Genomic DNA, 24,614 nt, shown 5'->3' with positions numbered 1-24,614 from the left:
GATTCGCGCTGACAGCTGGTGGAGCCCTCCCTCCGCCGGCGCGACCCGGATCAGGTTCGACGGGTCGCAGGCCTGCCGCCTGCCTCTCAGCCGCGCCTGCGGCGGCTCCCCGGGGGCGATCAGGCTAGGGCAGCAGCCGACCGGGCGCAAGCGGGATTGCGGAGACGAGGCAAGGCAGGCACCAGCCCCGCCATGGAGCTTCTCGGGCACGAGGCGGCGTGGGCGGCGTTCTCGCAGGCAGAGGCCGGCGGGCGCCTCCACCACGCCTGGCTGCTCGCCGGCCCGCGCGGCATGGGCAAGCGCGCCTTCGCCGACCGCGTGGCGCAACGCCTTCTCGGCGAGGGCAGTGGCGCGGCGCTGGTCGCGGCCGGGTCGCACCCCGATCTCCGCGTGCTCGCGCCCGACCCCGAGAAGCCCGCAAGCGGCATCCTTGTCGACCAGGTGCGGGCGCTCGGCCCCTTCCTGCGCAGCCACCCGGCGCTCGGCCGGCACCGGGTGGTCATCTTGGATGCCGCCGACGACCTCAACCTCAGCGCTGCCAATGCGCTGTTGAAGAGCCTCGAGGAGCCGGGCGAGGGTCTCGTCTTCCTGCTGGTCGCGCATGCTCCCGGGCGCCTGCCGGCGACCATCCGCTCCCGCTGCCGCCTGCTCCGCTTCCCTCCGCTGCCGGAACCCGCCGTGCGGTCGCTCCTGGCGATGCGCGCGCCCGAGCTGGCCGAGGCGGACCGGGCACGGCTTGCTGCCCTGAGCGGGGGGGCTCCCGGCGAGGCGCTGCGGCTTGCCGAGGCCGGCGCCGGTGCACTCCTCTCCGCGCTCGAGACCGAACCGCCCGAGCGCTTCGCCGAACGCTTCGCCGGCAAGGGCGGCGCGGAGGCCTTCGCGCTTCTCTGCGCGCTGGCACCGCGGGTTGCCGCCCTTGCGGCCCGGAGGCAGCCGGACCCGGAGCGGATCGCGCGCCATGCCGAGGTGGTCGCCCTCGCGCGGGACGCCATGCGCCCGGGCGAGGACCGGGTGATGATGGCCTGGGCGCTTGCGCTGGCCCTCGGTTCGGGCAAGGCGGCCGCATGAGCCGCTACTACGTCACCACCGCCATCAACTATCCCAACGGTGCGCCGCACATCGGCCACGCCTACGAGGCGGTCGCGACCGACTGGCTCGCCCGTTTCGCGCGGCTGGACGGCCGCGACGTCCGCTTCCTCACCGGGACCGACGAGCACGGGCTCAAGATCGCCCAGGCCGCCCGCGCCGCCGGCATCGACCCCCGCCGCTACGTGGACGGCATGGTGGAGCGCTTCGTCGCCATGGCCGACCGCCTCGCCATCTCGCGTGACCGCTTCATCCGCACGACCGACCCCGACCATGTGCGCGCGGCACAGGCGCTGTGGCAGCGCATGGCCGACGCCGGCGACCTCTACCTCGACCGCTACGCCGGCTGGTACTCGGTGCGCGACGAGGCCTTCTACGCCGAGGAGGAGACGATCGTTCAGCCAGACGGCACGCGCGTCGGCCCGACGGGCACGCCGGTTGCCTGGATGGAAGAGGAGAGCTGGTTCTTCCGCCTCTCGCGCTTCACGGAGCCCTTGCTCGATCTCTACGCGCGCCAGCCGGAATTCGTGCAGCCGGCAAGCCGCCTCAACGAGATGCGGGCGTTCGTCGAGAGGGGTCTCAAGGATCTCTCGGTCAGCCGGACGAGCTTCGACTGGGGGGTGCCAGTGCCGGGCGCGCCGGGGCATGTGATGTACGTGTGGGTGGATGCGCTCTCGAACTACCTCACCGGCGCTGGCTTTCCGGAGAGCGGCTACGAGCGCTGGTGGCCGGCCGACCTTCATGTCATCGGCAAGGACATCGTGCGGTTCCACGCCGTCTACTGGCCGGCCTTCCTCATGTCGGCGGGGCTGCCGCTCCCGGCGCGCATCTTCGGCCATGGCTTCGTGCTCTACCGGGGCGAGAAGATGTCGAAGTCGGCGGGCAACGTCGTCGAGCCGCTGGCGCTTGCCGAGCACTATGGGGTGGATCCGTTCCGCTTCTTCCTCCTGCGCGCCATCGCCTTCGGCCAGGACGGGGAGTGGAGCCACGAGGCCATTGTCGCGCGCGTGAACGCCGAGCTCGCCAACGATCTCGGCAACCTCGCCCAGCGCACGCTGTCGATGATCGCGAAGGCCGGAGGGCGCGTGCCGGCGCACGGAGAGGCCGGTCCGCAGGAGAAGGCGCTCGCCGAGAGGGCAGGGGCCCTGCTTTCCACCTGCCGCGCCGCGCACGCAGCCGTGCGCCCCGACCTCGCGCTCGAGGCGATCATGGACATGGTCGGCCATCTGAACCTCTACCTCTCCGAGCGGGCACCGTGGAGCCTGCGAAAGACCGACCCGGCCGCCGCCGACGGCGTGCTGCGGCACGCGGCGGAAGGGATCCGCCGCTGCGCCATCCTGCTCCAGCCGGCCATGCCCGAGCGCATGGCGCGCCTCCTCGACCTTCTCGGCGTGCCGGAAGACAGGCGCGAGTTCAAGGACCTGGACACGGACCTTCAGACAGGTGCGGAGCTTCCGGCACCGGTCGGGCTGTTCCCGCGGGTCGAGCCGCCTCAGCCCGAACGCGAGACGAGCCAGGCCGTGTAGCCGATGTAGGCGCCAAGCATCAGCGCACCTTCCCAGCGGACCACCTTGCGGTCGAGCGCGAGGAGGAACAGGAGCACGGCCGCGCCCACCATGACCGCGAGGTCGACTCCGAGCATCTCGGGCGGGAAGGGCGTGGGCGCGATAAGCCCGGTCAGCCCGCCGATCCCGAGGATGTTGTAGATGTTCGAGCCGAGCACGTTGCCGACGGCAATGTCGGTCTGGCGGCGGACGGCAGCGACGACCGAGGTGACGAGCTCCGGAAGCGAGGTGCCGACGGCCACCACGGTAAGGCCGATGACCGACTCCGACATCCCGAGCAGCCGCGCAAGGTCGACGGCAGCGGCCACCAGCACCCGCCCGCCGAGGATGATGATGGCGAGCCCGCCGACCGCCACGGCAGCTGCGAGAAGCGAGGCGAGAAGCCCCGCCGTGCGCGCCTGCCTGGGGGCGAGCCCCGGGTCGAGGCGGGCGACCGCTTCCTCCTTGTCGTAGGCGGCGGTGTGGCCTGAGGCCTCCACGCGCGCGACGTTGCGCTCCTGCGCATAGGCCCAGGCCATGTAGCCGACGAGGCCGATCACGAAGACAAGGCCGACCGGGCGGCTGAGGCCGAAGGTGTAGCCGGCTGCCGCGAACAGGAGCGACAGCGCGATCACCATGGAGCCGTCGCGCCGGAGCGCGGCCGACGAGACGGCAAGCGGCGCAAGCAGAGCGGAGAGACCCAGGATGAGCAGCACGTTCGCGATGTTGGAGCCGACGATGTTGCCAAGCGCGATGCCGGGCGCGCCCACCCGGGCGGCCTCGACCGAGGTCACGAGCTCGGGCGTCGAGGTGCCGAAGCCGACGAGGGTGAGGCCGATGAGGAGCGGCGAGACCCCAAGCCGCTCGGCGATGCGAACACTGCCCCGCACGAGAAGTTCCCCGCCAACGACGAGGAGGACGAGGCCTCCGGCAAGCGAGAGCAGGGCGGGAAGCATGCGAGGGTCCTTTCGCGGCCGCCTCCCTTGCCACGGGGCGCCCGCAGTGCAAGCGAAACCGGACAGGCGAGGTCGGCGATTGCAACCCGCGCGCCTTCCGCCCAGATGGGGGCCATGCTGATCGACAGCCACTGCCACCTGAACTACCCTGGCCTCGCCGAAGACGAGGCGGGCGTGGTCGCCCGCGCGCGGGCGGCGGGCGTGACGGCCATGATTTCCATCTCCACCCGCGAGGCCGAGTGGGCGGATGTCATCGCCGGCGCGGAACGCCACGCCGACGTGTTTGCAACCGTCGGCATCCACCCGCACGAGGCGGATGCGCACCCCGACACCGACACCGCCCGGCTGATCGCGGCGGCTGCCCACCCCCGCGTGATCGGGATCGGCGAGACGGGCCTCGACTACCACTACGACCGCTCGGACCGGGCGCGGCAGCGGGCGAGCTTCCGCGCCCATATCGCCGCCGCGCGCGAGACGGGCCTTCCGCTCGTCATCCACAGCCGCGAGGCCGAGGCCGACACGGTCGAAATGCTCGAAGAGGAAGCGGGGAAGGGGGCCTTTCCCTTCCTCCTCCATTGCTTCACAGGTTCGGCCTGGCTCGCGGGCCGAGCGCTCGCGCTCGGCGGCTTCATCTCCCTGTCCGGCATCGTCACCTTCCGCTCGGCCGGAAAGCTGCAGGACATCGCCCGCGAACTCCCGGCCGGGCGGCTGCTTGTCGAGACCGATGCGCCCTTCCTCGCGCCCGTTCCCTTCCGGGGGAAGGTCTGCGAGCCGGCGCATGTCGCGACCACCGCCCGGTTCGTGGCCGGCCTGCGCGACGAGACCAGCGACGAGCTGATGGCAAGAACCGCAGAGAACACACTCAAACTCTTCCGGAAGATGGCGGTCTGATGCGGGTGATCATGCTCGGCTGCGGCACGTCCTCGGGCGTGCCGCGCATCGGCGGCAACTGGGGTGCCTGCGATCCGACCAATCCTCGGAACCGGCGGCGGCGCGTCTCCATTCTCGTCGAGCACGGCGAGGAGCGCGTGCTCGTCGACACAAGCCCGGACCTGCGCGAGCAGCTTCTCGACGCCGGGGTCTCGCGACTGTCGGCCGTGTTCTACAGCCACGACCACGCCGACCACAGCCACGGCATCGACGATCTTCGGGGGGTGTTCCACGTCCAGCGCGCCCGCGTGGACTGCTACATGGACGAGGCGACCGCCGCCACGCTGACCCGCCGGTTCGACTATGTCTTCCACGGCCACGACGGCTACCCGGCAGTCGCAAGAGCCTGCGCGATGGGAGAGGCGCACCGCTTCGGCGCGCTCGTGGTGCGGCCGTTCCGGCAGCTGCACGGGCCGATCGAGAGCAACGGCTTCCGCTTCGAGGCCAGTGGCCATGCGATCGCCTATTCCACGGACATCTCGGGGATTCCCGAGGAAAGCTGGCCGCTCCTCAAGGGCCTTGACCTCTGGATCGTCGATGCGCTGCGGCGCGAGCCGCACCCCACCCACAGCCACCTGGCGCAGACGCTCTCCTGGATCGCGCGGGCCCGGCCGAAGGCCGCCTGGCTCACCCACATGGACCAGTCGATGGACCATGACGCGCTGCTTGCCGAGCTTCCCGAAGGCGTGACGCCGGGGTACGACGGGCGCGTGTGGGAGCCCGCGTGATGGCCTTCGCGCTTGTCTACCTCGTCCTCGTGCTGCTGCTCGTGGTGGGGCTCAACCGGGGATTCTTCGCCCGGCTCGGGTTCACGCGGACGCTCCAGCTGCTGCTCGTCTGGGGGGTGGTGTTCGCGGGCGGAGTGCTGGTGGTGCGGCTGCTGGGGCTGGCCTGACCCATAGGAGTACTTGACATAATGTAGATTATCAGACTTGCCGTGGCGCCAAGGGCAGGCCGCCTCGCCATGTCCCTTCGCCCCACCCCGCGCCCCCGCGTGACAAGCCCGCGCCCGACCCCCATAAGCAGCATGTGGACGCCCACGCCCTCATCGACATGCTGGTCGCGGCAACCGTGCTCGCCTTCCTGCTCGGCTTCGCCGCCCAGCGCCTGAGGCTTCCTCCCCTCGTCGGCTACATGCTCGCAGGCGTCGCCGTCGGCCCCCACACCCCCGGCTATGTGGGAGACATCGCGCTCGCCCAGCAGATGGCCGAGATCGGGGTCATCCTCCTCATGTTCGGGGTCGGCCTCAAGATCTCGCTTGCCGATCTCTGGGAGACGCGGCGCGTCGCGCTGCCCGGCGCCATCGTCCAGATGGCGACCGCCACCCTTCTGGGCCTTGCGGCCGGGCGGCTTCTCCTCGGCTTCGGCCTCAGGGAAAGCCTCGTCCTCGGAGTCTCGCTCTCGGTGGCGAGCACCGTCGTGCTGCTGCGCGCGCTCGAGGCCCGGCGGATGGTCGACTCATCTGCCGGCCGCCTCGTGATCGGCTGGCTCGTCGTCGAGGACATCGCCATCGTGCTCGCCATCGTCGCGCTGCCGGCGCTCGTCGCCTCCTTCGATGCCGAAGGCGCGATCCAGGGCCAGCTCGGGCTGACGCTTGCGCTCACCTTCCTCAAGATCGGCGCCTTCGTCGGCCTGATGGCGCTGGTCGGCTCGCGCGTCTTTCCCTGGCTCATCGTCCGCGTCGCCCATTCGCGCAGCCGCGAGCTGCTCTCGCTCGGCACGCTTGCGCTCTCGCTCGGGGTGGCCTGGGTTGCCTACACGGTGTTCGATGCCTCGTTCGCGCTCGGCGCCTTCCTCGCCGGTGTCGCGCTCAACGGCACCCGCCTTTCGGCAAGCGTGGCCGAGAACTCACTGCCGCTGCGGGACACCTTCGCCGTCCTCTTCTTCGTTGCCGTCGGCATGCTCTTCGACTGGCGGATCCTCCTCGACCGGCCCGGCGGCGTGCTCCTCGTGGTGGGCATCATCGTCATCGGCAAGGGGCTTGCCGCCTTCCTCATCGCCCGCGCGCTCGGCACCTCGCGCTCCGACTCCTTCTACGCCGCCGCCGCGCTGGCCCAGATCGGCGAATTCTCTTTCGTTCTCGCCGGCATGGGGCTTGCGCTCGGCGTGTTGTCCGCCGAGGCGCACGGCCTCGTGCTGGCGGCGGCCCTTCTCTCGATCCTCCTCAACCCCCTGCTCTTCCACCTCGCGGGCCGCGCCGCCCGGCGGGAAGAGGCCGCGGTGCCGGCATGAGCGCGCGCAAGGCAGGCGACATCGGGCGGCTGCTTGCCATCATTGCGCGGCTGCGCGCGCCCGGCGGCTGCCCGTGGGACAGGGCGCAGACCTTCGCCACCATCGCCCCCTACACCATCGAGGAGGCCTACGAGGTGGCCGACGCGATCGCCCGGGAGGACATGGCCGACCTCCGCGACGAGCTCGGCGACCTGCTCCTCCAGGTCGTCTTTCATGCGCGCATGGCCGAGGAGGCCGGGGCCTTCGCCTTCGCCGACGTGGTCGAGGCGATCTGCGCCAAGATGGAGCGCCGCCACCCGCACGTCTTCGGCAATGCCGCCGCCGCCACGCCCGAGGCCGTCGTGACTGCCTGGGAGGCCATCAAGGCGGCGGAACGGCCCCGCGCCTCGGCGCTCGATGGCGTGGCGAAAGCGCTTCCCGCGCTGCTCCGCGCCGACAAGCTCTCGCGCCGCGCCGCGCGGACCGGCTTCGACTGGCCCGATGCCGAAGGCGCAAAGGCCAAGCTCCTCGAGGAAATGGCCGAGCTCGAGGCCGCGGCCGACCCGGCCGCGCGCGCCGAGGAAGCCGGCGATCTCCTGTTCGCGGCGGTCAACTGGCTCCGGAAGCTCGGCGTGGAGCCCGAGGCAGCGCTGCGCGCGGCCTGCGACAAGTTCGAGGCGCGCTTCCGGGCAATCGAGACGGCGTCGGGCTTTGCCAGGCTTCCGCTTGCCGAGAAGGAACGGCTCTGGCAGGCAGCGAAGGGCGCCGGGGCGGCCGACGAGGATCAGAGCGCGCGGTAGCGGGCGCGCGCGCCCTCCCCCATCCGGACCGAGAGCTCGAGCATGCCGTCGGCCTCCGCCTCGGCCAGAACCTCGGCATGCGCGTGCAGCCAGGCGCGCCGCCGGCCATCGGAGGGGTGGAGCCTGATGGTCTCGGTGCGGGCGCCAGACGCAAGCGCGGCAGCGACGGCAGCGACGAGCCGGTCCACGCCCTCCCCCGTCGTGGCCGAGACGAGCAGCCGGTCCGGCCGCCCGGCAAGCGCGGATCGGGCCGCCTCGTCGAGGAGATCGGCCTTGTTGAGCACCTCGAGAAGGGGCGTGCCACCGTCGAGAACCCCGAGCGAGCGGAGCACGGCGCGCACGTCGTCGGCCTGCGCCTCGCTCTCGGGGTGGGCGACATCCCGCACATGAACCACGAGGTCCGCCTCGGTCACTTCCTCGAGCGTCGCCCGGAAGGCCGCGACCAGCTCGGTCGGGAGATCGGACACGAAGCCGACGGTGTCGGAGAGCACGGCCTCGCCCAACCCCGGCAGGCGAAGGCGCCGCATGGTGGGGTCGAGGGTGGCGAAGAGCAGATCCTCGGCAAGCACCGATGCGCCTGTCAGCCGGTTGAACAGGGTGGACTTGCCGGCGTTGGTGTAGCCGACGAGGGCGACGACCGGCACGGGCGCCTTCTTCCGCCGCGCCCGGTGCAGCCCGCGCGTGCGGCGCACTTCCTCCAGTTCCCGGCGGATCCGGGCGATCCGGTCCCGGAGGAGGCGGCGGTCCGCCTCGATCTGGGTCTCGCCCGGGCCGCCGAGGAAGCCGAAGCCGCCGCGCTGCCGCTCGAGGTGGGTCCAGGTGCGGACCAGCCGGCCCGCCTGGTACTCGAGGTGGGCAAGCTCCACCTGGAGCCGCCCCTCGGCGGTTGCCGCGCGCTCGCCGAAGATCTCGAGGATGAGTGTCGTCCGGTCGATGACCTTGGCACCCAGCGCTTCCTCGAGGTTCTTCTGCTGGACCGGAGTCACGCGCGCGTCGATGACCACGACTTCGGCGCCGTGCAGGCCAACGAGGGTGGCCAGCCGCTCGACCTGCCCCTTGCCGAGCAGGAGACCGGGACTTGCCGCGCGAAGCGGAACGACAAGGGCCTCGCGGATGTCGAGGCGGATGGCAGCGGCAAGGCCCGCGATCTCGGCCAGCCGCGCCTCCGGCGATCGGCCGGCAGGAGAAGCCTGGCGCCCCCTGAAGGCAGGGTGCACGACGATCGCGGGCGCACCGAAGCTGGTGCCGCGATCGGAGTCGAAGCCGCGCAGGATCCGGTTGCGGCGCCCCTCGAGCGCGCGGGCACCCTCCACGTCGGTCATGGCTGCGGCGGGAGGCTCAGTCCTCGTCGTCGGACTTCTCCGGCTCGAAGAGCTGCACCGGGACAGCGGGCATCACGGTCGAGATGGCGTGCTTGTAGACCAGCTGGGAATGGCCGTCGCGCCTGAGCAGCACCGAGAAGTTGTCGAACCAGGTGACCACGCCCTGCAGCTTCACGCCGTTGATCAGGAACATGGTGACGGGCGCCTTCTGCTTGCGGATGGCGTTCAGGAACACGTCCTGGAGGTTGTTGGCGCGGTCGGCCATGGGCACGTCCTCGTTCTTGGCGCCGGGCTGAATGGCCCGCCGCGGCTGCAACTTAGGGTGTGGTCGCCGCGGAGACAAGAAAGCCGGCGGGCTGCCGCCAGCAGGTCAGTCGCGAGCTGCGGACCCGCGCGCGCCCGAGACGGGCTCTTCCGTGGCCTCGCCCGGATCGGTCAGCCCGAGGGCCTTCAGCTTGCGGTGCAGCGCCGAGCGCTCCATGCCGATGAAGGCGGCCGTGCGCGAGATGTTGCCCGAGAATCGGCGGATCTGGACCCGCAGATACTCGCGCTCGAAGGCCTCGCGCGCCTCCCGGAGCGGCGTGCCCATGATCGACCGCGCCGCCTCGCCCGGCACGAGGCGCGCCGGCTCGGCGGTAATCTCGGGCGGCAGCATCGACAGGTCGAGCCGTTCCGCCGCCTGGACCGGGGCCATGATGAGCGTGCGCTCAATGACGTTGCGAAGCTGGCGCACGTTGCCCGGCCAGTCGTAGGCTTGGAGTGCAGCCACCGCGTCCTCGGCCAGCACCGGGGGCCGGATCCGCCGCTCGGCCGCGAGCCGGGCGAGGAAATACTCGGCAAGCACCGGGATGTCGGCGCGCCGCTCGGCGAGCGGCGGCATCCTGACCGGGACGACGTTGAGGCGGTAGTAGAGATCCTCGCGGAATCGCCCGGCGGCGATCTCCTTCGAGAGGTCGCGCGCGGTGGCCGAGACCACGCGGACATCGACGCGAATGTGCCGGGAGCCACCGACGCGCTGGAAGCTCTGGTCGGTCAGCACGCGCAGGATCTTGGCCTGGGTGGTCGCCGGCATGTCGGCCACCTCGTCGATGAAGAGAGTGCCGCCGTCGGCCTGCTCGAGGAGACCGGTCCGCACCAGTGCCCCGCCCTCCTCCCGGCCGAACAGCTCCTCCTCCACCCGCTCGGGGGCCATGCTGGCGGCGGCCACCACCACGAACGGCCGCGACGCGCGCGGCGACCACTGGTGGAGGAGGCGCGCGGCCGTCTCCTTGCCGCTGCCCGAGGGCCCGGTCACAAGCACGCGGCTTCCGGTCGCGGCGACGCGGCGGATGGTTGCGCGCACGGCGTTGATCGCCTGGCTGACCCCGGTGAGCTCGGTGTCGATCGGCGCGATCTGCCGGAGCTCGGCAAGCTCGCGCCGCAGCCGCTCGGTCTCGGTCGCCCGGGCGACGGCCTGGAGCAGCGTGTCGGCCTGGAACGGCTTCTCGAGAAAGTCCCAGGCGCCGCGCTTGATGGCTGCCACCGCCGTGTCGAGGTTCCCGTGGCCCGAGATGATGAGGACCGGGAGCGACGGGTCGAGCCGCTTCACCTCGTCGAGAAGCTCGAGGCCATCGAGCCGCGAGCCCTGCAGCCAGATGTCGAGCACGATAAGCGCCGGTCGCCGCTCGGCGATGAGGGCGAGCGCCTCGTCGCTGTTGCCGGCCACGCGCGGGCGGTAACCCTCGTCCTCCAGGATCCCGGAGACGAGGGCGCGGATGTCGGCCTCGTCATCGACCACCAGAACATCAAGCGACATCAGACGACTGGCTCCCTGGAAGCGGAAGAGGCCGTGGCTGGGGCCGGGGCCTCCCCGCCCGGACCGCGCCGCGCGGCCAGGGCGGCAAGATCGAACTCCATGCGCGCGACCGCACCCGGGCGGCCCGGCCGGGTTCCCGTACCCGAGACGAGTTCGAGCCGCCCGTGATGATCCTCGACGATGCGCTTGACGATCGCGAGACCGAGCCCCGTGCCCCTCCTGCGGGTGGTGACATAGGGCTCGAACAGGCGGTCGCGCAGCGCTTCCGGCACGCCGCAGCCGGTATCGGCGATCGTGACGGTCAGCCACCCGTCCCGCGCGGAGATGCTGACCCGGATCTCCTCCTCGCTCTCGCCTGCCCCGCCCGCGCCGGTGCCGATCGCCTCGATTGCGTTCTTGAGCAGGTTGGTGAAGGCCTGGCCGAGCTGGCGTCGGTCGCACACCACCGGCGGAAGGTCGGGCGCGACGTCGAGCCGGAAGCGGATCGCGGGTGCCGCCACCTCGGCAAGGAAGATCGCCTGCCGCGCGATCTCGGCGAGGTTCTCCTCGCGGAAGGTGGGGCCCGGCATGCGGGCGAACGCCGAGAACTCGTCGACCATCCGCCGGAGATCCTCGACCTGGCGGATGATCGTCGCCGTCAGTGCATCGAAGGTCTCGCGGCCGTCGTTCACCTGCGGGGCGAACCGGCGCTGGAGCCGCTCGGCCGACAGCACGATGGGGGTGAGCGGGTTCTTGATCTCGTGGGCGATCCGGCGCGCGACATCCGCCCAGGCGGCGCGGCGCTGGTCGGCGAGCTGCTGGGTGATGTCGTCGAAGGTGAGGATGTAGCCGCTTTCCTCCCCCGGGTCGGCGGTAAGCCTCACGGCCAGCGTCTGCGTCTGCTGGCCGGCGGTCTCGCGCGTCACCTCGCCGTCGACAGTGCCGTCGCTGCGCGCCCGCTCAAGGAGATGGGCGAAGGCCGGAACCGCCTCGGCCAGCGGCCGGCCGACGAGCGCGTCGCTGTCGAGCAAGAGCTGCGCCGAGCGGTTCGCAAGCCGGATCAGGCTGTCGGCATCGATCGCCAGCACGCCGGCCGAGACGCCGGACAGGATGGCCTCGAGCACCCGCCGTCGGCTCTCCGCATCTTCCGAGGCCGCGCGCAGCGCCGTCTGCTGCGCCTTGATCTGGGCCGTCATCCGGTTGAACGCGCGCGCGAGCATCCGCATCTCCTCGCCGCCGCCCGCGGGTTCCACCCTGGCGTCGAAGTCGCCTTTGCCGATCCGCTCGGCGGCCTCGGCCATCCTGACAAGGGGGGCGACCAGCCGGGTCGCAAGCCACAGCGCCAGCCAGATGGCGATGGCGACGATGAGGAGCGAGACGAAGACGAGGATGAGGTTGAAGCGCCACTGGAGGATTCGGCTGCGCTCGGTCAGCTCGGTGTAGTCGCTGAGCGCGCTTTGGGTGCGCGCCACCTGCTCCAGCACCCGGGCCTCCACCTTCCGGCTCACGTAGACGAACCGCGGCGCCGGCCCCGGGATCCGGACCACGGCCTCCACCCGGTCGCGCGGGGCCCCGATCACCTGCGCACGGCCTGGCCCCAGCCCGGCCAGATCGAGGCCCTTCAGCCGCTCGGCAAGCGGCGGGCCGGCGAGCGCGGTCTCGGCGAGGATGCGCGGGCTGCCATTGGCCAGTTCGAAGACGACCGCCTCCGAAAGGTCGCGGGCCGCAACCTGGAAGGCGAGCCCCTCGGCAAAGCGCGCGGACGGGAGGCCGAACTCCGCCGCATAGCCGCCGACGTCGTTCGCCATGGCGAGGATGTCGTCGAGGATGCGGGCCTTGTTCTCCTGGACATAGGCCTGGGCGACCTGGTCGGCGTTGTCGAGGACGGTGCGCGCCCGCTCGGAGAACCAGAACTGGACGCCATACTGGAAGAGGAGCGAGGCGAAGACCACGACCAGCACGGTGGGTACCGCCGCCAGCGCCGCGAACAGGGCCACGAGGCGGACATGGAGGTTGGCGCCCGCAATGCCGGCCCGCCGGTTCGCGAGCAGCAGCGCCACCCGGCGGGCAATGAGCACCAGAAGCCCGATGAGCGGTACGAGGTTGATGACGAGAAGCGCCGTCACGGCCGGCGGCGAGAGCCCGGTTGCTGGCACCTGCCCGCCTGTGAGCAGCGCGTAGGACCCCACCCCGATCGCCAGCACCAGGGCAGCCAGCAGCAGCTCGAGCAGCGCCACGCGCCGCGGGTTCGCGAACAGCCGCGCAAGCGGCCCCCGCCGGTCTGGCTCGACGATGGTCACGCGCACCGCCTAGCAGAGCGACGTGGCGGATGGAACACAGGAACCTTCCACAGCGTTGCAGGAGAGCGACAAGGGGCGTCAGGGCCGCAGCGGCTTGGGGTCAACGCCCCGGTCGGTCAGCATCCTGCGCAGCGTGTTGCGGTTGACCCCGAGAAGGCGCGCGGCGCGGAGCTGGTTCCCGCCGGTCAGCAGCAGGGCCGCCTCGAGAAGCGGCCGTTCGAACTCCGCGAGCAGCCGGTCATAGAGGCCATCCGGCGGCAGCTCGCCCCGCCCGACGACGTGCGCCTCGAGCCAGCGCGCCACCACGCTCTCGAACGACGCGCCGGCCAGACGCGCCGAGTCGGGCACAATCTCGGCGGAAGCGGCGGGTTCCGCGCCCGAAGCCCGGTCCCACGCGCTATCGAGGTAGAGCGTGCAGGCCGCCGCCGTCACCACGTCCTCGCGGACCAGCGCGGCAAGGCGGCGCATCGCGTTCTCGAGTTCGCGGACGTTGCCGGGCCACGGCCGCTCCTTGAGCCAGGCGATGGCGGAGGGGTCGAGGGTCTTCGCCGGCAGCCCCTCGCGTGCCGCCCGGTCGAGGAAGTGGGCGGCAAGCTCCGGAATGTCCTCCACGCGGGCGCGAAGCGGCGGCAGGCGGATGGGCACGACGTTCAGCCGGTAGAAGAGGTCCTCGCGGAAGAGGCCCGCCTCGATCAGCCGCCGCAGGTCCTTGTGGGTGGCGGCCACGATCCGGACGTCGGTCCGGATGGGGCGCGTGCCGCCAACGGTCGTGAACTCGCCCGACTGGAGCACGCGCAGGAGCCGGGTCTGGGCGTCGGCAGGCATGTCGCCGATTTCGTCAAGAAAGAGGGTACCGCCCTGGGCCTGCTCGAACCGCCCGGACATCCGGGTCTGGGCGCCGGTGAAGGCGCCGCGCTCGTGGCCGAACAGCTCGGTCTCGATAAGCTCGCGCGGGATCGCCGCCATGTTGATGGCGACGAACGGCCCGGCCCGGCGCGGCCCCAGCTCGTGGAGCGCGCGCGCGACCAGCTCCTTGCCGGTGCCCGACTCGCCCAGCACCATCACCGTAAGGTCGGTCGGGACCACCCGGGCAATGGTGCGATAGACCTCCTGCATTGCCGGCGACCGCCCGATCATCGGCAGGGTCTCGGCGGGAAGCACGGGCCGGACAGCTGCGCCGCTGCGCTTGCGCCCCTCGAGCGCGCTCTTCACCGCCCGCGCCAGCTCATTGAGATCGAAGGGCTTCGGGAGATACTCGAACGCCCCCTTCTCGGTTGCCTTCACGGCGGTCGAGAGGGTGTTCTGCGCGCTCATCACGATGACGGGAAGGTCCGGCCGCCGCTCGGCCACCAGCGGCAGGAGGTCGAGCCCGTCGGCGTCGGGCAGGAGGACGTCGGTCACCATCACGTCACCCACCCCTGCCTCCACGAGCTTCCAGAGCCCCGCCGCCGAATCGGCGGTGCGGACGGAGAGCCCGGCGCGAACCAGGGCCTGGCGCACCACGGTGCGGATGCCGGCATCGTCATCGACGACGATGACCGTGCCGGCGGGGGCGGACTCGGGCGGTGTCATCACGCGGTCTCGGCTGCGAGCGGAGGAACCGCCGCCGGCTCCTGCACCACGGGCAGCCGCACCCGGAAGATGGTGCGCCCGTCGCGGCGCTCGAACTCGACGACCCCGCCATGGTCACCGACCACCTTGGCAACCAGCGCAAGCCCGAGCCCCGTGCCGCCGCGCTTGCCGGTGACGAACGGCTCGAAGAGATGGTCCGCGACGTGCGGCGGCGGGCCGTCGCCCTCGTCGATGACGGCGATTTCGAGCGGCAGCGAGACCCGGCCGCTGCTGCCGGCCGGCCGCACGCGGATTCCCGTGCGGTAGGCGGTGCGCAGCGTGATGGTGCCGCCCGGCGGCGAGGCCTCGACCGCATTCTTGACGAGGTTCAGCATGGCCTGGACCAGCCGGTCCCGGTCTCCGAGCACCGGGGGAAGCGACGGGTCGTAGGTCTCGGCGAAGACATGGTCGCGGCCGAAGCCTGTCTCGGCCAGGCGGCGCACATGCGAGAGGATGGCGTGGATGTTCTCCGGCGCGAACCGGCGGGGGCGCTCGTCGGTGAAGCCCTCCATGCGGTCGATGAGCGCGCGCACCCGGTCCGCCTCGGTCACGATGAGGTCGGCAAGCTCGCGGGCCTCGGGGTCATCGGTCTCCTGGAGCAGCTGGGCCGCCCCGCGGATGCCCGAGAGCGGGTTCTTGATCTCGTGCGCGAGCATTGCCGCGGCGCCGACCGCCGTGCGGGCCGCTGCCGACTGGCCCATCTGCCGCTCGACGAGCGCGGTGACCGCCCGCGGCTGGAAGCTGACCGTCAGCCACCGGCCGGGGAGCTGTGCCTGGCCGACGAGGAGGTCGCACGAGACCTCCCGCCCGATCGCGAACGCGACCGGCACGTCATAGGCCTGCACGCCCTGGCCGGTGCGGCGTGCCTCGTCGATGAGCGTGACGACCGGGCTTCCTTCCGCGAACAGCCCGCGCCAGCCCCGCTCCACGAGATGGGCCTGGGAGAGGTTGAGGAAGGCCTCGGCGGCTGCGTTGGCGAGAAGGACGCCGCCCTCGCCGTCGAGGAGCAGGGTCGGCGACGGGAGCGCGTTCAGAAGCTCGACCGCGGACGGCACCGGTGGTCCGGCATCGCCCATGGCTCAGGCCGCGAGCGGAAGCGACGCGCCTTCGCCGCGCGCGAGCTGCGCGTCGAAGAAGCGGCGCACTTCCGAGACGACCTCCGCGGGCTCGCCGATCTGGTTCACCCGGTTGCGGAAGTCCGCAGAGCCGGGCAGGCCCTTCGTATACCAGCCGAGGTGCTTCCTCGCGATTCCCACACCGGCCGCAGCGCCATAGTGGCAGAGCATGGCATCATAATGCGCGAGCACGAGGTCGCGAAGACCGGCGAGGTCGGGTGCGAATGTCTGCGGGGACCCGGCGAGGTCGGCCATCACCTCGGCAAGCAGCCAGGGCCGGCCGTATGCGCCGCGGCCGATCATCACCCCGTCCGCGCCGGAGGCGGCAAGCGCCGCGCGCGCCGCCGCCGGCGAGGTGATGTCGCCGTTCACGATGACCGGCACCGAGACGGCGGCCTTGACGCGGGCCACGAACGCCCAGTCGGCCGCGCCCGCGTACATCTGGTTGCGCGTGCGGCCGTGGACGGTGATCATCCGCACTCCGAGATCCTCGGCAATCCGGGCAAGCTCGGGCGCGTTCAGGCTGTCGTGGCACCAGCCCATGCGCATCTTGAGCGTGACGGGCACCGAAACGGCACGGACCGTTGCTTCGATGATCCGCGCGGCAAGCCGCAGGTCGCGCATGAGGTGCGAGCCGGCGTGGCCGTTCACCACCTTCTTCACCGGGCAGCCCATGTTGATGTCGATGATGGCGGCGCCCCGCGCCTCGTTGAGCTTCGCGGCCTCGGCCATCACCCGCGGTTCGCAGCCGGCGAGCTGCATGGAGACCGGCTCTTCCGAGGGGTCCCAGTCCGCCTTGGCAAGCGACTGGCGCGTCGCGCGCACCATCGCTTCCGAGGCGATCATCTCGGTGACGGTGAGGCCGGCACCGAAGCGCTTCACCAGCGTGCGGAAGGGCCGGTCGGTCACGCCGGTCATCGGCGCGAGGATGACCGGCGAGGCGAGCGTCACCGGGCCGACGCGGAGCGGGCCACGGAGGGGAGAGGGTGCGTGCATCGACCTGCCCAAAAAACGGGCACTCCGCTTACGGTGTTTCGGGCTTTGCGGCAAGCGCTGGCGCTCCTATGGGCGGGCCCATGGAGATGGGTCGGACGCCCGAGCGAGGCGGGAGCGGAGCGCACGGGCCCGCTCTGCGCGCGGCGGCGGTGATCGTGGCCGCCGGCCAGGGGCTCCGCGCCGGTGGCGGCGTGCCCAAGCAGTACCGGCCGCTTCTCGGCCGGCCGATGCTCGCCCATGCGGTCTCCGCCTTCCGCCAGCACCCGGCCGTGGACCGGGTGCTCGTGGCGATCGCGCCCGGCGAGGAGGAACGGGCGCGGGCAGCGATCGGCGCGACAGATGTCGAGACGGCGGTGGGCGGAGCCACGCGGCAGGAGTCGGTCAGGGCCGGGCTGGAGCGGCTCGCCGAGGCCCAGGCGCCGGACCATGTGCTCATCCACGATGCCGCTCGCCCCTTCGCGCCGCCTGCCGTGATCGACCGCGTGCTCGCAGCACTCGCCGACTGGCCGGGCGCCTGCCCCGCCCTGCCCGTCGTCGACAGCCTCCGCACCGGCGACCGGCTGGTCGACGGCGAGGTGGACCGCGCGCGGCTCCACCGGGTCCAGACGCCGCAGGGCTTCCGCTTCCGCGAGATCCTTGCCGCTCACCGCGCCGCCGCCGCCCAAGGGCTTGCGGCAACCGACGACGTGGCCATCGCCCGGGCGGCAGGGCTTGACGTGGCGCTGGTCGAAGGGGACGAGCGGGCCATGAAGGTGACGGACGCCGCCGATTTCGCCCGCGCCGAGGCGCTCGTCGCCCGCATCCCGGCCACGGGCACGGGGTTCGACGTGCACCGCTTCGGCCCCGGCGACCACGTCTGGCTCTGCGGGGTGAAGGTGCCGCACGCGGCCGGCCTCGTCGGCCATTCGGATGCCGACGTCGGGCTCCATGCCTTGACCGACGCGGTGCTGGGGGCAATCGGCGCGGGCGACATCGGCCAGCACTTCCCGCCGTCGGACCCGCAGTGGAAGGGCGCCTCCTCCGACCGGTTCCTCGCCCACGCCGCCGCGCTGGTTGCGGCGCGCGGCGGGCGCATCGCCCATGTGGACGTGACCCTCATTGCCGAGGCGCCGAAGGTCGGGCCGCACCGGGCGGCGATGGTCGCGCGCATCGGCGAGATCCTGGCCGCGCACGCGCCGCTGGTCTCGGTCAAGGCCACCACCACCGAAGGCCTCGGCTTTGCCGGCCGCCGGGAAGGCATCGCGGCGCAGGCTTCGGCGACCGTCCTTTTGCCGCAGGAGCCCGCATGATCGACTCCGAGGTCCGGGCGCTCGCCGAGCGCGTGGTGGCCGAGAACCGGGCGGCCGGCAGGCGGATCGCGCTTGCCGAAAGCTGCACGGGCGGCCTTGCCGCCGGCGCAATCACTGCGGTGCCCGGTGCCTCCGACGTGTTCGACCGCGCCTTCGTCACCTATTCGAACGAGGCCAAGGTCGAGATGCTCGGCGTCTCGGAGGAGATCCTCGCAACGCTCGGCGCCGTCTCGGAAGCGACCGCCTGGGCGATGGCAGCCGGCGCCATCGAGCGCAGCCGGGCCGATATCGCCGTCTCCATCTCCGGCATTGCCGGGCCGGGCGGGGGGAGCGAGAAGAAGCCGGTGGGGACGGTCGTCTTCGCCCGCGCCCGGCGGGGGCCGGGGGGAGGCGTGGCCGAAGGCGAGCATCTCGCCGACGTCCACGAGATGGGTGACCTCGGCCGCGACGAGATCCGCCGCCAGGCGGTGCTCATTGCGCTGCGGCTGCTGCTCCCGTGAGGGGCGCGCCGTAGAGCTTGCGCGCGCGGGCCTCGAAGGCGGCCACCATGTGGCGGAAGGCCTCGTGGAACACGGCGCCCGCCAGCCGCTCGAACAGCCGCGAGCGGAAGCTGAAGTCGACCGCGAACCGGACCCGCGTGCCCTCCCCTTCCGGCTCGAAGATCCAGTCGTTCGAGAGGTGCCGGAGAGGTCCGCTCACATAGTCCACGTGGATGGCGCGGGGGCGGTCGAGCGTGACCCGGCTCGTGAACGTCTCGCGGATGGCGCGGAAGCCGACCGACATGTCGGCCACCATCAGCGTCTCGCTCCGCTCGCGGATGCGGGTCGCCGCCACCCATGGCAGGAACTGCGGGTAGGCACCGACGTCGGCGACGAGGTCGAACAGCTGCGCGGGCGTGTAGGGGAGGAAGCGCTCCTCCCGGTGGCTAGGCAAGGGCTTTGGCCCGGGCCAGCCGGGCCTCCCGGGCGGCCTTCAGGCGCGCGAAGTCCTCCCCGGCATGGTGGCTCGAGCGCGTGAGCGGGCTTGCCGCGACCAGCAGGAAGCCCTTGGCCTCGGCGACCGTGCGGTAGGCCGCAAAGGTGGCCGGAGGCACGAACTCCACGACCGGCGCATGGCGCGGGGTGGGCTGGAGATACTGGCCGATGGTCAGGAAATCCACTCCGGCCGAACGCATGTCGTCCATCACCTGGTGCATCTCGAGGCGCTGCTCGCCGAGCCCCACCATCAGCCCCGACTTGGTGAAGAGCGACGGGTCGAGCGTCTTCACCCGCTCGAGAAGCCGCAGCGAGTGGTAGTAGCGCGCGCCGGGGCGTATGGTGGGATAGAGCCGCGGCACCGTCTCGAGGTTGTGGTTGTAGACGTCGGGCCGGGCGGCGACGATCGCCTCGACGGCGGCGTCCGCCTTGTTGCGGAAGTCGGGAGTCAAAATCTCGATGGTGGTCGAAGGGCTCCGCGCGCGGATGGCCTCGATCACCTTCACGAACTGCGAGGCGCCGCCGTCGGGCAGGTCGTCCCGGTCGACCGAAGTCACGACGATGTGGGACAGGCCGAGCTCGGCAGCCGCTTCCGCCACGTGCACCGGCTCCAGCGGGTCGACTGGACCGGGCATCCCCGTCTTCACGTTGCAGAAGGCGCAGGCCCGGGTGCAGGTGTCCCCGAGGATCATGACGGTTGCGTGCCGCTGCTGCCAGCACTCCCCGATGTTGGGGCAGGCGGCTTCCTCGCACACGGTGTGGAGCCCGAGCCGGCGCATGAGGGCCTTCGTCTCCCGGAAGGCGGAGGACGTGGGCGCCCGGACCCGCAGCCACTCGGGCTTGCGGGCAATGCGGAGCGGCGTGGACTCGTTCATGCCCCGCACTTAGGCCCGGCCGCGCTTACGCACAATTGCGACTCCGTGGCACGCGCGGGAGGGCACCGGCCGAGCGCCCCCCTGCCCTCAGAGGCCGTGGAAGGTCGCGAACGCCTCGAGCGGCGCGCGCTCCGAGCGGAAGCCGTTCGCCGGGTCGTCCGGGTCCCGGTGGCCGATGGCCATGCCGCAGAAGAGCATCCGCTCCTCCGGCAGCTTCAGGAAGGCGCGGATGGTCTCGGGGTAGAGCGCCCAGCATTCCTGCGGGCAGGAGTCGAGCCCTTCCTCGCGCAGGAGCAGCATCACCGTCTGAAGATACATGCCAAGGTCCGACCACTGCGGAGGGCCCATGGTCTTCGCAACCGAGCAGAAGAGCGCGACGGGCGCGCCGAAGAACTGGAAGTTCCGCGCGAACCACATGAGGCGCTTGGCCTTCTCCTCGCGTGGAATGCCGAGCGCGCCGTAGAGCGCTTCGCCCACCTGGAAGCGGTAGTCGCGGTACGGGCTCGGCAGCACCTTCGGGTAGATGTCATACTCGGTCGGCTCGCCCGCCGGGGCCTCCATCACCCGCTTCGCCATGATCGCCTTGAGCTCGGCGAGCGGCTCGCCCGCCACCACGTCGATGTGCCAGGGCTGGAGGTTGCCGCCCGAGGGCGCCCGCGCGGCGGCTTCGACCACCCGGCGGATGACCGCCGGGTCGACCGGCGTGGGCAGGAACCCGCGCACCGACTGGCGCGTTGCGACCGCTTCGCTCACCTTCATCGAATTCTCCCGCAGGTTGTGAGGCGGGGGGCGATTGCCTAGAAGGCCCCCGTGCTGTCCAGCCTCCCCAATCTGCTGACGCTCTCGCGAATCCTTGCCGTCCCGCTCTTCGTGCTGCTCATGTGGGAAGGCAACTGGATCACCTATCTCCTTGCTTTCCTTCTCTTCTGCGTGGCCGGAGTGACCGACTACATCGACGGCTACCTGGCCCGGGCCCGCGGCACGGTCTCGAAGCTCGGCATCTTCCTCGACCCCATTGCCGACAAGATCATGGTGGCAAGCGTCATCGTGATGCTCATCCACAACGACGCCATCAAGGGCTGGACCATGCTGCCCGCGCTCGTCATCATCCTGCGCGAGATCGCCGTCTCGGGCCTGCGCGAGTTCCTGGCCGGGCTCTCGGTCTCGCTCCCTGTCTCGAAGCTCGCCAAGTGGAAGACAGCCATCCAGATGGTGGCGCTCGGTGCGCTGCTCCTCGGCCAGTTCAGCCCGCGCTTCCTCCCCTGGCTTCCGGTCCACGAGGTGGGCGTTGCCGCCCTGTTCCTGGCCGCCGGCCTCACCCTCGTCACCGGCTGGGACTATCTCCGCGCCGGCCTCCGGCACATGGACTAGGGCATGACCGTCCGCCTGCTCTACTTCGCCTGGGTCCGGGAGATGGTGGGGGCCGAGGCCGAGCAGCTGCCGCTTGCCGAACCCTTGCCTCTGGGCGAGCTCGTCGCGCGGTTGCGGGCGCGAAGCGAAGGCCACGCGCGCGCGCTTGCCGAGCCGGCGCGGCTGCGCGCCGCCGTCAACCAGGACTTCGCCGGCTGGGACGCGCTGGTCCGCCCCGGGGACGAGGTGGCGCTCTTCCCGCCAGTCACGGGGGGCTGATGTTCGAGGCCGAGGTCCGCCGCGCGCCCTTCGACGTGGCCGCCGCCCATGCCCGCCTCTCGGCGCTCGGGCCGGGCGTGGGCGCGGTCGTGCTCTTCACCGGCCAGGTGCGCGACGAGCCGCTGTTCCTCGAGCACTATCCGGGCATGGCCGAGCGGCAGATGGCCGCCCGCATCGCCGAGGCCCGCGCCCGCTGGCCGCTTCTGGGGGCGCTTGCCATCCACCGCTTCGGCGCGCTTGACGTCGGCGAGCTCATCGTCCTCGTCGGTACCGCGAGCGCGCACCGCGCTGCCGCCTTCGAGTCGGCAGCCTTCCTCATGGACTGGCTCAAGACGTCCGCCCCCTTCTGGAAGCGCGGGCGGGCCGGCTGGGTGGAGGCCAGGGCGAGCGACGACGCGGCCGCCCGGCGCTGGCTTCCGAGCAAAGGCGAAGGCTGATGGCCATCACCCTCTACCAGTTCGAGATCTCGCCCTTTGCCGACAAGGTCCGCCGGGCGCTCCGGTGGAAGGGGCTGGCCTTCGAGGTCGTCGAGGTCCTCGTCTCGAAGCGCAACGCCCACCGCCGCGTCTCGCCCACCGGCAAGTTCCCGGCGCTGGTGCACGACGGGCGCACCATCGTCGATTCGACCGACATCCTCCGCTACCTCGACGAAGCCTTCCCCCAGCCGCGGCTCCAGCCCGACGCGCCGCGGGACCGGGCGCTCGCCACGCTCCTCGAGGACTGGGCCGACGAAAGCCTCTACTTCTACGACCTCACCATGCGCCCCTGGCCGCAGAACCGGCAGTGGTTCGTGGACGACCTGCTTGCCCACGAGACGGGCCTCGCGCGCGGCCTTCTTGCCCGTGCGATTCCCGGCGCGATCGCCAGGGTCGCCCGCGCCCAGGGGCTCGGGCGGAAGGCCGAGGCGACCGTGGTGGCCGACCTCGCCGCGCTCTACGATGCGCTCGAGGCATGGCTCGAGGGTGCGGACTGGCTCGCCGGCCCGCGGCTGTCGAACGCTGACCTCGCTGTCCGCGTGATGGTGAACGTGCTTGACCGCACCCGCGAGGGCCGGGCGCTGCGCGCCGCGCGCCCGCGGCTCGACGCCTGGTGCCGGCGCGTCGATGCTGCGGCACCTCCGGAGGGCGTCTCCGTCACGCCAGAAGGATGACCTTCCCCATCGCCTTGCGGTCCATCAGCATCCGGATCGCCCTGCCGCCCTCGGCCAGCGGCAGCCGGGCGCAGATGTGGGGCCGGAGCTTCCCTTCCGCGAACCAGCGCACCAGCTCCGCCATGTTGGCGGCGTGCACGTCGGGCTCGTGCATGGTGAACGCGCCCCAGAAGACCCCCACGATCGCCGCGCCCTTGATGAGGGGCAGGTTGAGCGGAAGCTTCGGGATCTCCCCCGCCGCGAACCCGACCACGAGGTAGCGCCCGTTCCAGGGAATGGAGCGGAAGGCCGGCTCGGCGTAGCGGTCGCCCACCGGGTCGTAGATGACGTCCGCGCCCCGGCCGCCGGTCAGCGCCTTCACCCGCTCCTTCAGATCCTCGGTGTCGTAGTTGATGCCCTCATCAGCGCCGTGGGCGCGGGCAAGCTCCAGCTTCTCGGCAGTCGAGGCGGCGGCGATGACGCGCGCGCCCATCAGCTTGCCGAGCTCGACCGCAGCAAGCCCCACGCCCCCCGCCGCTCCCAGCACGAGGAGGGTCTCCCCGGCCTTCAGCTGCGCCCGCTGCTTCAGCGCGTGGTGCGAGGTGCCGTAGGTCATGGTGACGCCGGCCGCGAGATCCATCGGCATCCCCTCGGGCACGGGCACGCACTGGTGCTCGGCGGCCAGGAGCTTCTCGGCGAAGGCGCCCGTGCCCGTCATCGCGATCACGCGGTCGCCGGGGCGGACGCGCGACACCCCCTCCCCCACCGCCTCGACCACTCCGGCCGCCTCCCCGCCCGGCACGAACGGCAGCGCCGGCTTGAACTGGTAAAGGTTGCGGATGATGAGGGTCTCCGGAAAGTTGACCCCCGCCGCCTCGACCCTGAGCAGAACCTGCCCCTTGCCGGGCACGGGGTCGGGCAGCTCCTGCCATTCGAGGAGCTCGGGCTCACCGTGACGCGTGCAGACCAGGGCTTTCATGCGTGCCTCCCTTCGCTATGGGGATAGGCAAGCGGGAGAGTGTGGGCAATGGGCAGCGGATTGCCGGGGATCGCGGTGTTCGGGGCGGGGCTCGTCGGAGCCTATGTCGGCGCTCGGCTTGCGCCCCACGCCCGGGTCACGCTCGTCGGCCGGCCGGCGCTGGTCGGGAAGGCGGCCGAGGGCCTGCGCGTCTCCGACGTGGACGGCTTCGATCTCATCGTGACGCCCGGCGACATCGAGGCGACGACCGACCCGGCGGGCCTCGCCGAGGCCGACCTCGTGCTCGTCACCGTCAAGTCCGCGGCAACCGAGGAGGCCGCCGCGGCGATCGCCGCCCATGCCCCGGCGCGCGCGGTCGTCGTCTCGCTCCAGAACGGGGTCTCCAACGCCGAGGTGCTCCGCGCGGCCCTGCCCGGGCGCACCGTCCTTGCCGGCATGGTGCCGTTCAACGTCGCCGAGCCGGAGCCGGGACGCTTCCACCGCGGCACCGGCGTCGGCGGGCTCACGGTCGAGGCCCACCCCGACCTCGAGCCCTTCCTCGAGCGGTTCGCGGCCGCGGGCGTGCCCATCGGCGAGACCGACAACATCCTCGGCGTGCTGTGGGGCAAGCTCCTCGTCAACCTCAACAACGCGGTCAACGCGCTCTCGGGCGCGAGCCTCATGGAGGAGCTGCGCCAGCGCGGCTACCGGCAGGCCTGGGCCATGGCCATGCGCGAGGCGATGGCGCTTGCGAAGCGTGCCGGGATCCGGCTGGTTGATCCGCTACCCATGCCGCTCGAGCTCATGCCGGCCATCATGAGCCTGCCCGACCGGCTCTATTTCTACGTCGCCGCCCAGGCCGGCGGCGGCAGGACGCGCGTCGACCCGCACGCCCGCTCGTCGATGGCCGACGATCTCGCGAAGGGCCGGCGGACGGAAGTGGACTATCTGAACGGCGAGGTGGTCCGGCTGGCTGCAAGGCTCGGCCGGCGGGCGCCGGTCAATGCCCGCATGGTGGAGCTGGTGCGGGCAGCCGAGGCGGGCGCTGCGCCGCTGTCTGCCGCCGCGCTCCTCGCCACGCTCAAGGAAGCGGCGCGGGCGCGCTGAGTCGCCCG

25 protein-coding genes, 1 pseudogene and 1 riboswitch are annotated in these 24,614 nt (G+C 71.7%); of the genes and pseudogenes, 14 read left to right on the top strand and 12 right to left on the bottom strand.

Annotated features, from left to right (window positions below):
• Positions 1-10: 10 nt before the first annotated feature.
• Positions 11-122, bottom strand: a riboswitch (TPP riboswitch).
• Positions 123-192: 70 nt separating this feature from the next.
• Together H3H34_RS03850 and metG are read left to right on the top strand one after the other, a co-directional pair.
• Complete coding sequence (locus H3H34_RS03850; RefSeq protein ID WP_194743887.1) at positions 193-1,068, top strand: DNA polymerase III subunit delta'; 876 nt, start codon at positions 193-195, stop codon at positions 1,066-1,068.
• Positions 1,065-2,612: a methionine--tRNA ligase gene (gene metG / locus H3H34_RS03845; protein ID WP_194743886.1), complete on the top strand. Its 1,548-nt coding sequence runs from the start codon at positions 1,065-1,067 to the stop codon at positions 2,610-2,612. Before H3H34_RS03850 ends, metG begins: the two co-directional genes overlap by 4 nt.
• Here metG and H3H34_RS03840 read toward each other — a convergent pair.
• A complete protein-coding gene (locus H3H34_RS03840) occupies positions 2,579-3,586 on the bottom strand; it encodes a calcium/sodium antiporter (RefSeq protein ID WP_194743885.1) in 1,008 nt (335 codons plus the stop codon). The genes metG and H3H34_RS03840 overlap by 34 nt on opposite strands.
• Before the next feature lie 114 nt (positions 3,587-3,700).
• On the opposite strand from H3H34_RS03840, the gene H3H34_RS03835 reads away from it, so the two are divergent.
• The 5 genes from H3H34_RS03835 (at position 3,701) to mazG (ending at position 7,527) form a co-directional block, all read left to right on the top strand.
• Complete coding sequence (locus tag H3H34_RS03835; RefSeq protein ID WP_194743884.1) at positions 3,701-4,477, top strand: TatD family hydrolase; 777 nt, start codon at positions 3,701-3,703, stop codon at positions 4,475-4,477.
• On the top strand, positions 4,477-5,244 hold the full coding sequence (locus tag H3H34_RS03830) for an MBL fold metallo-hydrolase (protein WP_194743883.1): 768 nt from the start codon (positions 4,477-4,479) through the stop codon (positions 5,242-5,244). The genes H3H34_RS03835 and H3H34_RS03830 overlap by 1 nt, the downstream gene beginning before the upstream one ends.
• On the top strand, positions 5,244-5,411 hold the full coding sequence (locus H3H34_RS03825; protein ID WP_194743882.1) for a hypothetical protein: 168 nt from the start codon (positions 5,244-5,246) through the stop codon (positions 5,409-5,411). Before H3H34_RS03830 ends, H3H34_RS03825 begins: the two co-directional genes overlap by 1 nt.
• A gap of 134 nt (positions 5,412-5,545) precedes the next feature.
• Positions 5,546-6,748, top strand: a complete 1,203-nt coding sequence (locus H3H34_RS03820; protein WP_207790730.1) for a cation:proton antiporter domain-containing protein — start codon at positions 5,546-5,548, stop codon at positions 6,746-6,748.
• Positions 6,745-7,527, top strand: coding sequence for a nucleoside triphosphate pyrophosphohydrolase (mazG, locus tag H3H34_RS03815; protein WP_194743881.1), 783 nt, complete (start codon positions 6,745-6,747; stop codon positions 7,525-7,527). The genes H3H34_RS03820 and mazG overlap by 4 nt, the downstream gene beginning before the upstream one ends.
• Here the strand turns inward: mazG and hflX are convergent.
• From hflX to dusB, 7 genes and pseudogenes are all read right to left on the bottom strand, one after another.
• Positions 7,512-8,849: a GTPase HflX gene (gene hflX / locus H3H34_RS03810; protein ID WP_194743880.1), complete on the bottom strand. Its 1,338-nt coding sequence runs from the start codon at positions 8,847-8,849 to the stop codon at positions 7,512-7,514. The two genes, mazG and hflX, sit on opposite strands and share 16 nt — an antisense overlap.
• Before the next feature lie 25 nt (positions 8,850-8,874).
• A pseudogene (gene hfq / locus H3H34_RS03805) lies at positions 8,875-9,114 on the bottom strand (RNA chaperone Hfq); the annotation flags it as partial.
• Between the two features lie 105 nt (positions 9,115-9,219).
• On the bottom strand, positions 9,220-10,644 hold the full coding sequence (gene ntrX, locus H3H34_RS03800; protein WP_194743879.1) for a nitrogen assimilation response regulator NtrX: 1,425 nt from the start codon (positions 10,642-10,644) through the stop codon (positions 9,220-9,222).
• Positions 10,644-12,923 carry a sensor histidine kinase NtrY-like gene (locus H3H34_RS03795; RefSeq protein WP_194743878.1) on the bottom strand — a complete coding sequence of 760 codons (2,280 nt, stop codon included), beginning with the start codon at positions 12,921-12,923 and terminating at the stop codon, positions 10,644-10,646. The genes ntrX and H3H34_RS03795 overlap by 1 nt, the downstream gene beginning before the upstream one ends.
• 78 nt (positions 12,924-13,001) lie before the next feature.
• Positions 13,002-14,495 (bottom strand): nitrogen regulation protein NR(I), encoded by a 1,494-nt coding sequence (gene ntrC / locus H3H34_RS03790; protein WP_194743877.1) that lies wholly within the window; start codon positions 14,493-14,495, stop codon positions 13,002-13,004.
• Positions 14,495-15,610: a two-component system sensor histidine kinase NtrB gene (locus H3H34_RS03785; RefSeq protein ID WP_194743876.1), complete on the bottom strand. Its 1,116-nt coding sequence runs from the start codon at positions 15,608-15,610 to the stop codon at positions 14,495-14,497. The genes ntrC and H3H34_RS03785 overlap by 1 nt, the downstream gene beginning before the upstream one ends.
• A 3-nt stretch (positions 15,611-15,613) precedes the next feature.
• On the bottom strand, positions 15,614-16,645 hold the full coding sequence (gene dusB, locus H3H34_RS03780) for a tRNA dihydrouridine synthase DusB (RefSeq protein WP_194743875.1): 1,032 nt from the start codon (positions 16,643-16,645) through the stop codon (positions 15,614-15,616).
• An 86-nt stretch (positions 16,646-16,731) separates the two neighbouring features.
• Between dusB and H3H34_RS03775 the strand changes: the two genes are divergently transcribed.
• Both H3H34_RS03775 and H3H34_RS03770 read left to right on the top strand, forming a co-directional pair.
• Entirely contained in the window at positions 16,732-17,934 is a 1,203-nt protein-coding gene (locus H3H34_RS03775; protein WP_194744112.1) for a bifunctional 2-C-methyl-D-erythritol 4-phosphate cytidylyltransferase/2-C-methyl-D-erythritol 2,4-cyclodiphosphate synthase, read from the top strand.
• On the top strand, positions 17,931-18,434 hold the full coding sequence (locus tag H3H34_RS03770; RefSeq protein ID WP_194743874.1) for a CinA family protein: 504 nt from the start codon (positions 17,931-17,933) through the stop codon (positions 18,432-18,434). The genes H3H34_RS03775 and H3H34_RS03770 overlap by 4 nt, the downstream gene beginning before the upstream one ends.
• Here H3H34_RS03770 and H3H34_RS03765 read toward each other — a convergent pair.
• From H3H34_RS03765 to H3H34_RS03755, 3 genes are all read right to left on the bottom strand, one after another.
• The gene (locus H3H34_RS03765) at positions 18,406-18,867 is read right to left on the bottom strand and encodes a type II toxin-antitoxin system RatA family toxin (RefSeq protein ID WP_194743873.1); all 462 of its coding nucleotides are present in this window, start codon (positions 18,865-18,867) and stop codon (positions 18,406-18,408) included. The genes H3H34_RS03770 and H3H34_RS03765 overlap by 29 nt on opposite strands.
• Complete coding sequence (gene lipA / locus H3H34_RS03760) at positions 18,860-19,783, bottom strand: lipoyl synthase (protein WP_194743872.1); 924 nt, start codon at positions 19,781-19,783, stop codon at positions 18,860-18,862. The genes H3H34_RS03765 and lipA overlap by 8 nt, the downstream gene beginning before the upstream one ends.
• 87 nt (positions 19,784-19,870) lie before the next feature.
• Complete coding sequence (locus H3H34_RS03755) at positions 19,871-20,542, bottom strand: nitroreductase (protein WP_194743871.1); 672 nt, start codon at positions 20,540-20,542, stop codon at positions 19,871-19,873.
• A 54-nt stretch (positions 20,543-20,596) separates the two neighbouring features.
• On the opposite strand from H3H34_RS03755, the gene pgsA reads away from it, so the two are divergent.
• From pgsA to H3H34_RS03735, 4 genes are read left to right on the top strand one after another with little or no spacing between them, the layout of a single operon-like run.
• Positions 20,597-21,154, top strand: coding sequence for a CDP-diacylglycerol--glycerol-3-phosphate 3-phosphatidyltransferase (pgsA, locus tag H3H34_RS03750; RefSeq protein ID WP_194744111.1), 558 nt, complete (start codon positions 20,597-20,599; stop codon positions 21,152-21,154).
• Positions 21,155-21,157: 3 nt separating this feature from the next.
• On the top strand, positions 21,158-21,412 hold the full coding sequence (gene moaD / locus H3H34_RS03745) for a molybdopterin converting factor subunit 1 (RefSeq protein ID WP_194743870.1): 255 nt from the start codon (positions 21,158-21,160) through the stop codon (positions 21,410-21,412).
• On the top strand, positions 21,412-21,849 hold the full coding sequence (locus H3H34_RS03740) for a molybdenum cofactor biosynthesis protein MoaE (RefSeq protein WP_194743869.1): 438 nt from the start codon (positions 21,412-21,414) through the stop codon (positions 21,847-21,849). The genes moaD and H3H34_RS03740 overlap by 1 nt, the downstream gene beginning before the upstream one ends.
• Positions 21,849-22,562 (top strand): glutathione S-transferase family protein, encoded by a 714-nt coding sequence (locus H3H34_RS03735; protein ID WP_194743868.1) that lies wholly within the window; start codon positions 21,849-21,851, stop codon positions 22,560-22,562. The genes H3H34_RS03740 and H3H34_RS03735 overlap by 1 nt, the downstream gene beginning before the upstream one ends.
• On the opposite strand, the gene H3H34_RS03730 is transcribed toward H3H34_RS03735, so the two are convergent.
• A complete protein-coding gene (locus H3H34_RS03730) occupies positions 22,546-23,520 on the bottom strand; it encodes an NADPH:quinone oxidoreductase family protein (RefSeq protein ID WP_194743867.1) in 975 nt (324 codons plus the stop codon). The two genes, H3H34_RS03735 and H3H34_RS03730, sit on opposite strands and share 17 nt — an antisense overlap.
• Positions 23,521-23,580: 60 nt before the next feature.
• Between H3H34_RS03730 and H3H34_RS03725 the strand changes: the two genes are divergently transcribed.
• The gene (locus H3H34_RS03725) at positions 23,581-24,606 is read left to right on the top strand and encodes a 2-dehydropantoate 2-reductase (RefSeq protein ID WP_194743866.1); all 1,026 of its coding nucleotides are present in this window, start codon (positions 23,581-23,583) and stop codon (positions 24,604-24,606) included.
• The last annotated feature ends 8 nt before the right edge of the window (positions 24,607-24,614 follow it).

Origin of the sequence: Thermaurantiacus tibetensis (genome assembly GCF_015354055.1) — a bacterium.
GTDB lineage: Bacteria > Pseudomonadota > Alphaproteobacteria > Sphingomonadales > Sphingomonadaceae > Thermaurantiacus > Thermaurantiacus tibetensis.
Note: the sequence above shows the minus strand (reverse complement) of the source record. Positions and strands in the feature narration are given on the sequence as shown.

Bases quoted from the DNA above. Each gene is read 5' to 3' on its own strand.
- H3H34_RS03850 (WP_194743887.1), top strand. From the start codon at position 193: ATGGAGCTTCTCGGGCACGAGGCGGCGTGGGCGGCGTTCTCGCAGGCA.
- metG (WP_194743886.1), top strand. From the start codon at position 1,065: ATGAGCCGCTACTACGTCACCACCGCCATCAACTATCCCAACGGTGCG.
- H3H34_RS03840 (WP_194743885.1), bottom strand. From the start codon at position 3,586: ATGCTTCCCGCCCTGCTCTCGCTTGCCGGAGGCCTCGTCCTCCTCGTC.
- H3H34_RS03835 (WP_194743884.1), top strand. From the start codon at position 3,701: ATGCTGATCGACAGCCACTGCCACCTGAACTACCCTGGCCTCGCCGAA.
- H3H34_RS03830 (WP_194743883.1), top strand. From the start codon at position 4,477: ATGCGGGTGATCATGCTCGGCTGCGGCACGTCCTCGGGCGTGCCGCGC.
- H3H34_RS03825 (WP_194743882.1), top strand. From the start codon at position 5,244: ATGGCCTTCGCGCTTGTCTACCTCGTCCTCGTGCTGCTGCTCGTGGTG.
- mazG (WP_194743881.1), top strand. From the start codon at position 6,745: ATGAGCGCGCGCAAGGCAGGCGACATCGGGCGGCTGCTTGCCATCATT.
- hflX (WP_194743880.1), bottom strand. From the start codon at position 8,849: ATGACCGACGTGGAGGGTGCCCGCGCGCTCGAGGGGCGCCGCAACCGG.
- ntrX (WP_194743879.1), bottom strand. From the start codon at position 10,644: ATGTCGCTTGATGTTCTGGTGGTCGATGACGAGGCCGACATCCGCGCC.
- ntrC (WP_194743877.1), bottom strand. From the start codon at position 14,495: ATGACACCGCCCGAGTCCGCCCCCGCCGGCACGGTCATCGTCGTCGAT.
- H3H34_RS03785 (WP_194743876.1), bottom strand. From the start codon at position 15,610: ATGGGCGATGCCGGACCACCGGTGCCGTCCGCGGTCGAGCTTCTGAAC.
- dusB (WP_194743875.1), bottom strand. From the start codon at position 16,645: ATGCACGCACCCTCTCCCCTCCGTGGCCCGCTCCGCGTCGGCCCGGTG.
- H3H34_RS03775 (WP_194744112.1), top strand. From the start codon at position 16,732: ATGGGTCGGACGCCCGAGCGAGGCGGGAGCGGAGCGCACGGGCCCGCT.
- H3H34_RS03770 (WP_194743874.1), top strand. From the start codon at position 17,931: ATGATCGACTCCGAGGTCCGGGCGCTCGCCGAGCGCGTGGTGGCCGAG.
- lipA (WP_194743872.1), bottom strand. From the start codon at position 19,783: ATGAACGAGTCCACGCCGCTCCGCATTGCCCGCAAGCCCGAGTGGCTG.
- H3H34_RS03755 (WP_194743871.1), bottom strand. From the start codon at position 20,542: ATGAAGGTGAGCGAAGCGGTCGCAACGCGCCAGTCGGTGCGCGGGTTC.
- moaD (WP_194743870.1), top strand. From the start codon at position 21,158: ATGACCGTCCGCCTGCTCTACTTCGCCTGGGTCCGGGAGATGGTGGGG.
- H3H34_RS03740 (WP_194743869.1), top strand. From the start codon at position 21,412: ATGTTCGAGGCCGAGGTCCGCCGCGCGCCCTTCGACGTGGCCGCCGCC.
- H3H34_RS03735 (WP_194743868.1), top strand. From the start codon at position 21,849: ATGGCCATCACCCTCTACCAGTTCGAGATCTCGCCCTTTGCCGACAAG.
- H3H34_RS03730 (WP_194743867.1), bottom strand. From the start codon at position 23,520: ATGAAAGCCCTGGTCTGCACGCGTCACGGTGAGCCCGAGCTCCTCGAA.